The organism is Streptomyces sp. NPDC001868, from assembly GCF_040297125.1.
Taxonomy (GTDB): Bacteria; Actinomycetota; Actinomycetes; order Streptomycetales; family Streptomycetaceae; genus Streptomyces.
In genome coordinates this window covers 85,074-98,976 of the sequence record NZ_JBEOYO010000005.1, presented here as the reverse complement: position 1 = coordinate 98,976, position 13,903 = coordinate 85,074, and the positions used below count along the sequence as shown (strand labels likewise).

Below are 13,903 nucleotides of genomic sequence, written 5' to 3'. Positions count from 1 at the left end.
GACGCGGGGGCCGGCGGGTCCGTGTACGACTGGTCGGCCTCGTACGAGACGCCGGCGCCGCCACCGGGGGCGCCGGGGACACGAGCACCGGAGACACGAGCGCACGGAACCCCCGCCACCCCCGGCAACCAGACGTACGGCAACCCGCTGTTCGGCACCGCGCAGGGCACTCCCGGTGCTCCCGGCACTCCCCCACAGGGCTCCCCGATGTACGGGACCCCGGCCCACGGCACCCCCACGTACGGCACCCCGCCGCACGGCAGCCCAGCCGCCTACGACCCTCCCCCCTACGAACCCCCCGTCTACGAACCCCCCATGTACGAACAGGCCCCGCCCGGCCCGCGTGACTCCTCCGGTCCGGGCGCCGCCGACGACGGTTCGGCTCCGCCGCCGCCCGGCCCGCTGGTGGTGGACCGGCGGACCCGGCAGGTGTGGGTGGGCGAGGTGCCGGTCGCGCTGACGCCGAAGGAGTTCGAACTGCTGGCGCTGCTCACCGAGGACCCCGGCGCGGTCTACTCCCGGCAGCAGATCCTCAACCGTGTCTGGGACGACCACTACCAGGGCCCGACCAAGACCCTGGACGTCCATGTCGCCACCCTGCGCCGCAAGTTGGGCGACCCGGCGTGGATCCAGACCCTGCGCGGTGTCGGCTTCCGGCTCGCCGTACGCTCCCCCGGGCAGTCTCCGGGACAGACCAACGGTCCGGGCCAGAGCCAGGGCCGGGGACGGGGGCGTGGCCCGGGCTCCGGAAGGCACCGCACATCCGAGGCCAGGGCGTCATGACCCGGCGCCTGTTGCTGAGTTACCTCAGCCTCGCCGCCCTGGTCCTGCTCGGCCTGGAGATCCCGCTCGGCTTCGTCTACTCGCGGGCCGAGCGCGAGCGGATCGTCAACTCGGCCAACGACGAGGCCGAGTCGGTGGCCGCGTACACCGCGCTGTCCCTCGCCGCGAGCCGCCAGGACGAACTCCTCGAACGGGCCCGGCACTGCGCCGCGCGCATCGGCGGCAAGGTCGTCATCGTCGACGCGGACGGCAAGCTGCTGGCCTCCTCCCACTCCCTCTCCGACGACGAGGAACAGACGCTCTCCTCCCTCCCCGAGATCTCCGCCGCGCTCCGGGGCCGCGCCACCACGGACGTTCGTACGACGACGACCGGTGGCGTCCACTACCTGTCCGTGGCGGCTCCGGTGGGCCACGCGACGGCGGACACCGGCACCGACTCGGTCCCGACCACCACCGCGACCATCGGCACCACCGCGGCCGCGGCCACGGGAACGGACGCAGACTCTGCCGCCCGCACCCAGGGGGCCGTACGCATCACCCTCCCGACGACGATGGTGCACGCCCGGGTGTACGCGGTCTGGCTGCTCCTGGCGCTGGTCGGGCTCGCGGTGCTCACCGGAGTCGCCGCCGTGGCGTTCGCGTTCGCGCGCTGGACGGGGCGCCCCATCCGGCAGTTGGAGGAGGCCACGCACCGGCTGGCCGAGGGCGGTGCGGCCACCAGTGTGGTCGTCACCTCGGGCCCGCCGGAGGTACGGAGTCTCGCGGCGGCCTTCAACACGACCGCCGCCCGCCTGGAACATCTGCTGGCCTCCCAGCGGGCCTTCGCCGGTGAGGCCTCGCACCAGCTGAAGACGCCGCTGGCGGCGCTGCGGCTACGGCTGGAGAACCTGGAGCCGGACATCGCCCGGCGCGCCCGGCCGAGCCTCGACGCCGCCGTCACCGAGACGGACCGGCTGGCCCGGATGGTCGAGGGTCTGCTGGCGATGGCCCGCCTGGAGGAGGCGGCGGCCATCCCCGCCCAGGTCGACCTGAGCGCGATCTGCGCGGAACGGCACCGTACGTGGGGGCCGTTGTTCCAGCGCGAGGGGGTCTCGCTGGTCCTCTTCGCCGGTGTGGTCGGCCCGGTGTCGGCCGTCCCCGGGGCGGTGGAGCAGATCCTCGACAACCTCCTCTCCAACGCGCTGCGCGCCTCCCCCGCCCACAGCACGGTCACCATGGAGCTACGGCTCCTCGTCCCCGCCCGCCGGGCGCTGCGCGACGCCCGGCCCAGTTGGGTCGACCTCCATGTCACCGACGAGGGCCCCGGGATGACGGCCGAGCAGCGCGCCCGCGCGTTCGACCGGTTCTGGCGCGCCCCCGGCGCACCCAAGGGCGGTACCGGTCTAGGGCTCTCCCTCGTGCAGCGCCTCGCGCACGCCAGTGGGGGTGCGGTGGCGCTCCACGAGGCGGCCACTGGTGGGTTGGACGCCGTGGTCCGGCTTCCGTCGGCGGAGCCGCCGGCTCCGCCGCACAGCCACGGGCATGGGTTCGGGGGGCGGCCGGGGCAGCGGCGTCGGGAGGCTCCGCCGCTGCCGGCGTGAGGCGACCGGCCGCCCGCGCCATGGCTCGGGAGTGGCGCGTTGTACGGCGACTGCGGATGGTACGTGGCTTATCGCGCGGTTCCCCGCGTCCCTGTAGGGCGCTACCGCGCCGCCAACGGGGTGCCCTGTCCGCCGCAGCGCCATTGATTGTCCATGCCCCGTCAATCACACTCACCTAAGTTCCATGAGCGCGCGACCCCGCCGCCGACCGGCAGGCGGGCCGGTCAAGGTATCCCTTGGAGCGACAGTGGAACGTCGTACTCTCCTGCGCGCGGCCGTACTCGGCGGCACATCGACCGCGTTCGGCGGAACCCTGTGGCGGGGCGCCGCGTATGCCGCGCCCGCCCAGCCCGGCGCGGGCCCGTACGGGGCGCTCGGCGGCGCGGACGCCAACGGCATCAGGCTTCCGAGCGGCTTCACCAGCCGGGTGATCGCCCGTTCCGGCCAGACGGTGCCCGGGACGTCGTACACCTGGCACAACGCCCCCGACGGCGGCGCCTGTTACGCGGACGGCAGCGGCTGGATCTATGTCTCCAACTCGGAGATCAACCCCTCCGGCGGGGCGAGCGCGGTGCGGTTCTCGTCGACGGGCGCGGTCACGTCCGCGTACCGCGTCCTGTCCGGCACCCGCCAGAACTGCGCCGGCGGCAAGACCCCCTGGAACACCTGGCTGTCCTGCGAGGAGGTGGACCGGGGTTACGTCTACGAGACCGACCCGTGGGGCGCGACGGCGGCGGTCCGCCGGGACGCGATGGGCCGCTTCAAGCACGAGGCGGCGGCGGCCGATCCGGTCCGCCGGGTGGTCTATCTGACGGAGGACGAGACGAACGGCCGCTTCTACCGCTTCGTCCCCACGACCTGGGGCGACCTGTCCTCCGGCACCCTCCAGGTCATGGTCGCCGGCAGCGCCACGTCCGGCTCCTACACCTGGGCGAACGTCCCCGACCCGGACGGCTCCCCCACGTCCACCCGCACCCAGGTCTCGGGCTCCAAGTCCTTCAACGGGGGCGAGGGCTGCTACTACGCCGACGACACGGTCTGGTTCACCACCAAGGGCGACAACCGTGTCTGGCAGCTCAACCTCGCCGCCGGTACCTACGAGTTGGCGTACGACGACTCCCTGGTCTCCTCCGGCACGGCTCCCCTCACCGGCGTCGACAACATCACCGGCACCTCCTCCGGCGACCTCTATGTCGCCGAGGACGGCGGCAACATGGAGATCTGCCTCATCACCCCGAACGACACCATCGCCCCCTTCCTGCGCATCGACGGCCAGTCCTCGTCGGAGATCACCGGCCCGGCCTTCTCCCCCGACGGCCGCCGCCTCTACTTCTCCAGCCAGCGCGGCACGAGCGGCAGTTCGTCGGGCGGCATCACCTATGAGGTGACGGGCCCGTTCCGCACCTGACACCGAGCCCATAGCCTCAACGGCCCTACGCCACTACGCCCCTAGCACCCATAAAAAATAGAATCCCAGAAGTCCTCGAACTCATTATCACGCAAGACTTGTTCGATTCCGCTTCTGCTAGGTTCAGCGCGTGGTCATGCCCAAAGAATCGGGGCCGGAGAGCCTCGGAGTCGGCGCCCGCTCGCACAAGGTTCTCCTGGCCGCATGCGGCACTCGCGGGGACGTACAGCCCTTTCTCGCATTGGCCGTGGCGCTCCGTCGCCACGGCCATCACCCGTTATTGGCCGCCCCTTCCTCCTATACGGCCGACGCGGCCGCGTACGGCGTCGATTTCGCCGCGATCGACGACGGCCCGACCCGGATCCTCGACGAGACGGCGACCCGCGAAATCATCGACAAAGGCCTGATGGGTGTCCGCGGAAAGCTCGCGGCCGCCCGGACCGTCGCCCGCCTCAAACAACTACTCATCCCCTCACTGCGAGACGTGGCGGCCATCGCCCACGACCACGGTGACGTGGCGGCGGTGGTGCATTCGGCGGCGCTCCCCGCCCAGCATGTGGCCGACATGCTGGGCGTACCCGCCGTCGTCGTGGCACTGCAGCCCGGCTGGATCCCCACCGACGCGTTCCCCTGCCAGCTGATGCCGCTCCCCCGCGTGCCGCGTTTCCTCAACCGGAGCACATACGCGCTGGTCACCGCGGCCCAGCGGTCCCGCCAGGTGGAGCGCTGGCGGACGACCGAACTGGGCCTGGCGCCCCGCCGGCACGGTGCGCGGCGGTGGCTGCGGGACCCCGAGGGCAGACGGCGCCCGGTCCTGCAGTCGTTCAGCCGGCACATCACACCGGTCGACCGGGCGTGGGGCGACGCCGTACGCACCACGGGTTTCTGGTACCTGCCCGCCCGCCCCGACTGGACGCCGCCCCGGGAGCTGGCCCGCTTCCTGGACGAGGGGCCGCCCCCGGTCTACATCGGCTTCGGCAGCATGACCGGCACCCGGGCCCACCGGAACCACGCCCTGGTCACCGAGGCGATCCGCCTCACCGGCGTACGAGCGGTGGTCGCGACCGGCTGGGGCGGCATCGGCGCGGCGGCCGACGCGTCCGGGGGCCCACCGTCACCGAACATCCTGACGATCGAACAGGCCCCCCACGACTGGCTCTTCCCCCGTACGGCCGCGATCGTCCACCACGGCGGCCCCGGCACCGTCGGAGCCGCCCTCGCCGCCGGACGCCCTCAGGTCCTCTGCCCTCACATGGGCGACCAGACCCACTGGTCCGCCCGTATGCGAGCCCTGGGCGTCGCCCCCGCTCCCCTCACCGCCCGCACCCTCACCGCGCACGGACTCGCGGAAGCGATCGCCACCTCGGTGACGGACCGGCGCCTGGCACACCGGGCAAGCGAGATCGCCGCCCTCGTCCGGGCGGAGGACGGCGTCAACACGGCGGTGAATTCCCTATTGGCCCACATTTCCTGAGCCCCCATTACCACTCCCCGTCACCCCTCCCCGTCACCCCTCCCCATTACCACTCACCATTACCTCTCCGATTCCCCCGCCCCCGACTCTCTCCCTCACCCCTGATCCCCCCGACTTCCGCCGACTTCCCCCCACAAGTCACGAACAGAAGGCCCCCGAGTGCTGCAAATCCCCTTCTCCGACGCCAGCATCGCGCCCGGGACCGTCATCTCCTGGTCCCTGCGCACGAAGCACTCCCCCCACGACGGACAGGATTCCGCTTTCACTTCTGCCTCGTTCAACCAGGACAAGCATCACTCGTCGTCCGAAGCGACCCGGAGGACGACCGACGGAATCGCCAGCTCGATCACGGTCACCTTCGAGATCGCCGGCCGGCTGGACACGGAGGCACTCGAATCGGCGCTCCTTCTCCTCGTACGGCGCCACGAGGTGCTCCGCTGTGAGTTCCAGCGCCTGGCCGGTGACCTGAACTGCACGGCACTGGCGCCCGAATCCATCGTCCTGGAGGCGGAGGAGGTCGGCCACTTCGACACCGGGGAGGATCTGCACACCCACCTCGACAAGACGTTCAAGAGCATCGACACGCTGTCCTGGCCGCTGTTCCTGATGGGCGCGGTGGTCCGGGAGACGGGCGCGACGGTCTATCTCTGCTTCGACCACATCGTGTGCGACGGCCTGTCCATGCCCGTCGTCGTGAACGAGATCGAGACCTCGTACGCCGCCCTGACGGCAAACCGCACCCCCCAACTCCCCTCCGCAGGAAGCTACTTGACCTTCGGCGACGACCAGCGCCGCCGCTACACCTCCCTCCGCCACGACGACGACCGTCTGACGTACTGGAAGGTCTTCATCCAGGGCAACGGCGGCTTCTTCCCCCGCTTCCCCTTCGACCTGGGCGTACCCGAGGACCACCTGTACCCCCTCGTGAACCGCAGCCTCCCCCTCCTGGACGCTCCCCGGACCGACGCCCTGGCGGCGGGCGCCCGCGCATCGGGGGGCAGCGTCTTCACGGCCGTCCTGGCGGCGGCGGCGACGGCCCAGCACCGTTTCGGGGGCCCGGGGGTCTACCGGGGTCTGCTTCCCATCAGCGAGCGGACGGACGGGGGCGGAGGGGAGCCCGGCGGAACCCCGAACCCGTGGCAGCACTCCATCGGCTGGTTCGTGAACACGATGCCGATCGCGTTCCAGGTCGGCGAGGGCGGCACGGACCACGCGACCACCATCGCGCGGGCCCGGACGGCGTACGGCGAGTTGCAGCGCAATGCCGGCATCCCCTTCGTACGGGCGTGGGAACTGCTGGCCCCGGAGACCTTCTGCCTCCACCACTGGCCGTTCCCGGTGAACTTCTTCTCCTACATCGACTTCCGCAGGACCCCTGGGGGCCCCCAACACCCGCTCTGGAACCCGACGTTGCACGTCTGGGCCGCCCGTGGCAACGGCATCAGCCACTGGTTCCACCGCACGGACACCGGTCTCCACGTCAACATGCTGCACGTGGACACACCCCAAGCACATGAGATCAGCGACGCGCTCCACGACGAACTCGTACGGGTCCTGCTGGAGATCAGCGGCGGACGAAGCGCGGGTCCGGTGTCCATCCCTCGGCCGTCCCGGGAGACGACGACGGCCAGGAGCTGAGCCGCGAGGTGAGGTGAGGGACGGTGGCCCTCACCTCACCCGGCTCATCGGAACTCGTGCACGACCGCGATGTCCCCCACGATGTGCGCGTTGAACTCCTCCAGCTCCTCCGCCGGGACCCACAGTTCGAGGATCGTCTCCCCACCGGCCTGCCGCACCGGATACCGCCGCAGGAACTCCGTCTCGACCTCGAACCGGGTGACGTACCCGGCCCCGTCGTGCTTCACGTTCCAGTCCCGGGCGATCTTCACCGCGTACGCCTCGTTGAGCACCGGATAGAAGATCGGCTGCTCGGGAAGGCGCGGCGGCCAGGCCCGCCACCCCGACTCCCGTACCAGCTCCAACTCCTCGGGACCGGTGGGCCGCCACAGTGTCGTCGTCTCTCGCTGCCTGCTCACGAACCCGAAGGTATCCATGGACCCGGCGGACAGGCCACGGAGTTTGCCCGCCGGGTGTTCGGTCCCGCCGGGTGTTCAGTCCCGCCGGATCAGCTCCGGATCGATCCGACGCCCCACGAGCGGCAGCGCCCCGACGGCGGCCACGGCCACCGCGCCGACCGCGCAGGCCAGCAGCAGGGGGATTCCGGCGCCGTCCCAGTAGATGGCGCCGCCCCCGGTCACCAGATAGCTGGACTCGGCCAACTTCCCCATCACCACCGCCAGAGCGAGCCCCACGGCCAACGGCACGACCACCTGGGCGACCTGCACGGCCCGCAGCGTGCGGGGGCGTGCGCCGAGCAGGGAGAGGGCGGTCACCTGGGGCTTTCGCTCGACGGCACGGTCGGTGGCGGCCACCAGGTAGGCGGCCACGCCGATGATCAGGCCCAGGACCATCCCGATCCCCAACAGGCTCTTCACCACGGTGATCTGCTGGAGAGACGTGACGACCACGCCCGGGGTGTCGACCTCGGTGGTGGGGTCGACACCGCCGATGCCGTCGAGGACGGCGCGGACGGTTTCGGGGGCGGAGTCGCTGAAGAGGCTGAGGGTGGCCTGGTCCGGGCGAAACCCTTCCGGCAGTGCGGAGGGCGGCACCAGTACGTCTCCACTGTGGAGGATCGGCCAGCCTGGGTAGCCGCTGAACCGTAGCGTCTCTCGTGGCACCTCCACTCTCATGGCGTGCCGATCGTCCCCCCTCCGCATGTCGAAGAGGAAGCTCGCCCCGGGCTTGCTGTCCCCTTCGTAGAGCTGGTCCGGATCCGAGAGCCGTACAGGGCGGTCGTCCACGCAACGGTCGACTCTCGGCAGCATTCCGCGCAGTTGGTCGCAGGTGGCCACCACCGCGCTGATGCTCGGAACCACATGGTCGATGTCCCCGCTGGTCCGTGACTGCATGACCATCGCGTGGGCGCGGACGCCCTTCACCCGCTGCCAGGCCCGCTGCTTCTCCTCGGTGACGTCCTTGAGCGGGATTCTGTACTCCTGGACGGGCAAGGTGTGCTTGCTCACCTGGTCCAGTTCGATCAGCACCCCCTGTACCAGCGAGGCCGTGAAGACCAGGATCACCAGCCCGGTCGCCACCCGAAGCGCGCCCCCGGGTTCGGTCTCGTTGCGCCGCATGGCGAGTCCGAGGGAGACCGAGTGGGTGGAGTGGGCGACCTTCTGGGCAACGGCCCGTGAGAAGACCGGCAGCAGCATCACGAGCCCGATGCCGACCAGGAGGACGGCGAGGGGCATGAGGATCGAGGAGAGTGCGGTGTCCCTGGGCGCGTGGCCCGTCGCACCGGCCACGCAGTACCCGGCCACGATGCCCAGTCCCGGGACCAGCGGGAGCAGCCCCCACTTTCCGGGTGCCCGCTCCACAGCGCTTCGTCGAACGGCCAGCGGATTCGCCGCCGCCTTCCTCGCGCTCGCCCGGCCCACGAACCAGGCGAGTGCCGGGCAGCCGACAAGACAGACAAGGGCCGTGGACAAGGACAGCGCCCCGTCGGAGGGGTACCACTTGAAGCCCGGCACACCCACGCGCGAGACCAGTTGATTGGCAACTTCGTAGACGCCCAGGCCGAGCACAGCCCCCAGCAACGCCGCCGCCACCGTCTCAGCGGCGTTGACCCTCTGGGTGCCCTTCCTGCTCAGGCCCAGTAGCCGTAGGGCGGCCAGCCGCCGGGTGCGAGCGGCTGCGGAGAGCCGGGCGCACACGGAAAGGAACACGGCCAAGGGCAGCAGGACGACGCCCGCGAGGGTGAAGCGGACGATGTCGAGAGTCGAGGGGTCCACCGTGGGCGAGCCGGCGAACTCCTCGCCGAAGAACGCCACAGGGTTGCCGCCGCCCTCCAGCTCGTCCTGGCTGACCCCGACGTACGCGTACAACTCGGCGGGGTGAGCCAGCCCTTGGGCCCCGATGATCCCTTTCTCCGCACCCGGCAGCAGTTGAGCCAGTCCGGGCTCTCGCCGCAGTACCTCGCTCAGTCGGGGAGAGACCAACAGCTCACCGGGGGCGGGGAGTTCCCTCAGACCCGGCGGTGGCTCGACATGCCTGTCCCCCCGGGCCAGAAAGACTCGGGTGAGGGGTTCCGCACCGTAAGGGTCCGTCCTGGTCAGCTCGAAGGAAGCGCCTTCGGGCACGAGGCAGGCGAACCGCTTCGGGTCCTTGACGCACTCCGGTCCACGCGCGGCCTTACGCCCGTCCTGCGCGGCCAGAATCCCGGGAATCGTGAGGACCATGGCCAGGCAACCCACCCCGACGGCGCTCCCCGCGACCATGAGCAGGAATCGCACACGACTGCCACGTCCGGCGCCCATCAACAGCCGCAGCCCCAGGACGAGCTCCTTCACGTCGCCTCCTTCACTTGGGCCGAGAGGACGCCGTCGCGCATCGTGTAGCGGTGGTCCGCACGTGCCGCCACCTGGGAGTCGTGCGTCACGAGCACCACCGCTGTTCCCTGGGAGCGGGCGAGGGTCAGGAACTCGTCGAGTACGGCCGTGGCGTTGGCGCTGTCGAGGGACCCGGTCGGCTCGTCGGCGAAGACCACGGCAGGGCGGTGCACCAAGGCGCGGGCCACCGCGATGCGCTGGCTCTGGCCGCCGGACACCCGTGAGGGCCGTCGCTCCCGCAGGTCGGCGAGACCGAGCCGGCCCAGTACCTCTCCGGCTGCGGCGAGAGCCTCTTTCTTGCGCTGCCCGGCGAGCCGGAGGGGAAGCGCGGTGTTCTCCTCCACCGTCAGCTCGGGGAGGAGTTCGCCGTATTGGAAGACGAACCCGAAGCGTTCCCGGCGCAGCTCGCTGAGTTCCTCGTCGTCGAGCTCGCCGAGGGGGCGCCCTTCGAACCGGACTTCACCTCGGGCCACCGGCAACACACCGGCCAGGCAGTACAGCAGTGACGATTTCCCCGAGCCGCTCTGTCCGGTGATCGCCACGACCTCCCCCCGGCTCAGGGAGATCTCGGCGTTCCTGACCGCGAGGGTCTCACCGTAGAGAAGGTCGACTCCCTTGGCGAACAGGACTTCTGAAGTCTTGATCTCATTCCCCTAAGAAGAGCACGAGCCCAGGCGGGGACGCCTGGGCTGTGGATGCCGGGTGGGGTCAGTGGGGCGTGTACGAGAAGTACTTGATGGGCGAGCAGTTGTCCGGCCGCAGGGAGCCCCGGTCACGGCACACCCGGAGTTTCGCGTTGTCCGTGTACTGCTGCGCTCCGCTCCAGTCGGAGTGGCGCACGCTCACGGTGCGCCGCTGCTTCCCGTAGTACCGCGCCCAACCGTGCCCTTCGACACCGACCTGTACGTATACGTTGTGGCCGTCGTCCGGGTACGCGTCCCTGAGATCGCCGGCCCACTCGAATGAGCCGTGATCGGTACCAGGGGGATTGAACTTGTACGTCCCCTTCTCGAATGCGACACCGGCCGACGTCAGCGCCGGGATCCGCCCCTTCTGCGCCGCGAGCGCGGCCCCCGCACCCGTGAGGATCAGCGCGGCCGCCATCAGCCCGGCCATGGTCTTCTTCATAAACCCCTCCGCAACCACCGGCAGCCCCGACGACCACCATCAATTACGGACTGTAACGCCACAACCGCGCAGAGAAACGATCGATCTCCCAACCACCACCGATTCAGGTGATCTTGAAGCATGGAAGGCAACGAAACGCCCACTACACCCCAAAACCAAGAGGGCGGCACCCCCCGCACGGGGTGCCGCCCTCTCTTCGTGATCCGGAACCGCCGCCCATCGGTGAGGGTCGGTCGGGGACAAGCGGCGGTTCCGGGGCTGGTGTGGGCCGGAAGGCCTCAGCGGTGGTCGCTGCCCACGGACTGCGAGGCCGCGCGGCCGGCCTCCAGGCGGGCGACCGGGATGCGGAACGGGGAGCAGGAGACGTAGTCGAGGCCGACCTCGTGGAAGAAGTGGACGGACTCCGGGTCGCCGCCGTGCTCACCGCAGACGCCGAGCTTGAGGTCGGGGCGGGTGGCCCGGCCGGCCTCCGCCGCCAGCTTGACCAGGGAGCCGACGCCGTCCTTGTCGATCGTCTCGAACGGGCTGACGCCGAAGATGCCCTTCTCCAGGTAGGCCGTGAAGAAGGAGGCCTCGACGTCGTCGCGGCTGAAGCCCCACACCGTCTGGGTCAGGTCGTTCGTGCCGAAGGAGAAGAACTCCGCCGCCTCGGCGATCTGACCGGCGGTCAGCGCGGCGCGCGGGAGTTCGATCATCGTGCCGATCGACAGCTTCAGGGCCACACCCGTCGCCGCCTCGACCTCCGCGATGACCTGGTCGGCCTCCTCGCGGACGATCTCCAGCTCCTGGACCGTGCCCACCAGCGGGATCATGATCTCGGCGCGCGGGTCGCCCTTGGCGTTCTTGCGTTCGGCCGCCGCCTCCGCGATGGCACGGACCTGCATCGTGAAGAGGCCGGGGATGACCAGGCCCAGACGTACACCCCGCAGACCCAGCATCGGGTTCTGCTCATGCAGGCGGTGGACCGCCTGCAACAACCGCAGCTCGTTCTCGTGGGGCTCCTGGCGGGACTCCGCCAGGGCCACGCGGACCGACAGCTCCGTGATGTCGGGGAGGAACTCGTGCAGCGGCGGGTCGAGGAGACGGACCGTCACCGGGAGGCCGTCCATCGCAGAGAACAGTTCGACGAAGTCCTGCTTCTGGAGGGGGAGGAGGGCCTTCAGGGACTCCTCGCGCTCCACCTCCGTGTCGGCCAGGATCAGACGCTCGACCAGTTCACGGCGGTCGCCGAGGAACATGTGTTCCGTACGGCACAGGCCGATGCCCTGGGCGCCGAAACGGCGGGCGCGCAGCGCGTCCTCGGCGTTGTCGGCGTTCGCGCGGACGCGGAGGCGGCGCTTGCGGTCGGCGAAGGCCATGATGCGGTGGACGGCCTCGACCAGTTCGTCGGCGTCCTGCGCGCCCGCGTGCATCCGGCCCTCGAAGTACTCCACGACGGGGGACGGGACCACCGGGACCTCGCCCAGGTAGACCTTTCCGCTCGACCCGTCGATGGAGATCAGGTCGCCCTCCTCCACCACATGGCCGCCGGGGACCGTCATCCGGCGGCGCTTAGTGTCGACTTCCAGTTCCTCCGCGCCGCAGACACAGGTCTTGCCCATGCCGCGGGCGACCACGGCCGCGTGGGAGGTCTTGCCGCCGCGCGAGGTCAGGATGCCCTCGGCCGCGATCATGCCGTCGAGGTCGTCGGGGTTGGTCTCGCGGCGGACCAGGATGACCTTCTCGCCCGAACGCGACCACTTCACGGCCGTGTACGAGTCGAAGACGGCCTTGCCGACCGCCGCGCCCGGGGAGGCGGCGATGCCCCGGCCGACCTGGGCGACCTTCGCGTCCTCGTCGAAGCGGGGGAACATCAGCTGCGCGAGCTGGGCGCCCGTGACCCGCTGGAGGGCCTCCGCCTCGTCGATCAGGCCCTGGTCCACGAGCTGGGTGGCGATACGGAAGGCCGCGCCCGCCGTGCGCTTGCCGACACGGGTCTGGAGCATCCACAGCTGGCCGCGCTCGATGGTGAACTCGATGTCGCAGAGATCCTTGTAGTGGTTCTCCAGGGTCTCCATGATCTGCATCAGCTGGTCGTACGACTTCTTGTCGATCGACTCCAGCTCGGCCAGCGGGACGGTGTTGCGGATGCCCGCGACCACGTCCTCGCCCTGGGCGTTCTGGAGGTAGTCGCCGTACACGCCCTGGTGGCCGGAGGCGGGGTCGCGGGTGAAGGCGACGCCGGTGCCGGAGTCGGGGCCGAGGTTGCCGAAGACCATCGAACAGACGTTGACCGCCGTGCCGAGGTCGCCGGGGATGCGCTCCTGGCGGCGGTAGAGCTTGGCACGGTCGGTGTTCCAGGAGTCGAAGACCGCGTGGATGGCGAGGTCCATCTGCTCGCGCGGGTCCTGCGGGAAGTCCCGGCCGGCCTCGGTCTTGACGATCTTCTTGAACTTGGTGACGAGCTTCTTGAGGTCGGCGGCCTCCAGCTCGGTGTCCACGACGACCTTCTTGGCCGTCTTCGCCGCCTCCAGCGCCTCCTCGAAGAGGTCGCCGTCGACGCCGAGGACCGTCTTGCCGAACATCTGGATGAGGCGGCGGTAGGAGTCCCAGGCGAAGCGGTCGTCGCCGGCCTGCTTGGCCAGACCCTGGACCGACTTGTCCGACAGTCCGATGTTCAGAACGGTGTCCATCATGCCCGGCATCGAGAACTTCGCGCCGGAGCGGACCGAGACGAGGAGCGGGTCGTCGGCCTGGCCGAGCTTCTTGCCCATCCGCTCTTCGAGGGCGACCAGGTGGGCGCTGACCTCGTCACGGAGTGCCGCGGGCTCGTCGCCGCTGTCGAGGTAGACCTTGCAGGCCTCGGTGGTGATGGTGAAGCCGGGTGGCACGGGGAGACCGAGGTTGGTCATCTCGGCGAGGTTCGCGCCCTTTCCGCCGAGAAGGTCCTTCAGGTCCTTGTTGCCTTCGGTGAAGTCATAAACAAACTTCACGCCCTCAACACTCTGAGCTACGTGGCCTACGTGGGGATCTTTGTTTTCCGACACAGGTCCCAACTCCTTGAGGACGCGGTGGCTGCCCTGACGGCGAGGAACATACC

The 13,903-nt window shown here is 70.1% G+C and carries 9 protein-coding genes and 1 pseudogene; 5 read left to right on the top strand and 5 right to left on the bottom strand.

Annotated features, from left to right (window positions below; genetic code table 11):
* Positions 1-270: 270 nt before the first annotated feature.
* The 5 genes and pseudogenes from ABT147_RS08290 to ABT147_RS08270 all read left to right on the top strand — a co-directional run.
* A pseudogene (locus ABT147_RS08290) lies at positions 271-783 on the top strand (winged helix-turn-helix domain-containing protein); the annotation flags it as partial.
* Complete coding sequence (locus tag ABT147_RS08285) at positions 780-2,363, top strand: sensor histidine kinase (RefSeq protein ID WP_351403428.1); 1,584 nt, start codon at positions 780-782, stop codon at positions 2,361-2,363. The pseudogene ABT147_RS08290 and the gene ABT147_RS08285, both read left to right, overlap by 4 nt.
* A 247-nt stretch (positions 2,364-2,610) precedes the next feature.
* Positions 2,611-3,771 carry an alkaline phosphatase PhoX gene (locus ABT147_RS08280; protein ID WP_351403427.1) on the top strand — a complete coding sequence of 387 codons (1,161 nt, stop codon included), beginning with the start codon at positions 2,611-2,613 and terminating at the stop codon, positions 3,769-3,771.
* 136 nt (positions 3,772-3,907) lie between these two features.
* Positions 3,908-5,245, top strand: a complete 1,338-nt coding sequence (locus ABT147_RS08275; protein WP_351403426.1) for a glycosyltransferase — start codon at positions 3,908-3,910, stop codon at positions 5,243-5,245.
* 159 nt (positions 5,246-5,404) lie between these two features.
* Positions 5,405-6,883: a condensation domain-containing protein gene (locus ABT147_RS08270; protein WP_351403425.1), complete on the top strand. Its 1,479-nt coding sequence runs from the start codon at positions 5,405-5,407 to the stop codon at positions 6,881-6,883.
* A gap of 44 nt (positions 6,884-6,927) precedes the next feature.
* On the opposite strand, the gene ABT147_RS08265 is transcribed toward ABT147_RS08270, so the two are convergent.
* From ABT147_RS08265 to ppdK, 5 genes are all read right to left on the bottom strand, one after another.
* A complete protein-coding gene (locus tag ABT147_RS08265) occupies positions 6,928-7,299 on the bottom strand; it encodes a hypothetical protein (protein WP_502983049.1) in 372 nt (123 codons plus the stop codon).
* A gap of 57 nt (positions 7,300-7,356) precedes the next feature.
* The gene (locus ABT147_RS08260; protein WP_351403422.1) at positions 7,357-9,657 is read right to left on the bottom strand and encodes an FtsX-like permease family protein; all 2,301 of its coding nucleotides are present in this window, start codon (positions 9,655-9,657) and stop codon (positions 7,357-7,359) included.
* Positions 9,654-10,340: an ABC transporter ATP-binding protein gene (locus ABT147_RS08255; RefSeq protein ID WP_351403617.1), complete on the bottom strand. Its 687-nt coding sequence runs from the start codon at positions 10,338-10,340 to the stop codon at positions 9,654-9,656. Before ABT147_RS08255 ends, ABT147_RS08260 begins: the two co-directional genes overlap by 4 nt.
* 64 nt (positions 10,341-10,404) lie before the next feature.
* Positions 10,405-10,824 (bottom strand): hypothetical protein, encoded by a 420-nt coding sequence (locus ABT147_RS08250; protein ID WP_351403421.1) that lies wholly within the window; start codon positions 10,822-10,824, stop codon positions 10,405-10,407.
* A 278-nt stretch (positions 10,825-11,102) separates the two neighbouring features.
* Positions 11,103-13,850, bottom strand: a complete 2,748-nt coding sequence (gene ppdK, locus ABT147_RS08245; RefSeq protein ID WP_502983048.1) for a pyruvate, phosphate dikinase — start codon at positions 13,848-13,850, stop codon at positions 11,103-11,105.
* Positions 13,851-13,903 lie beyond the last annotated feature (53 nt).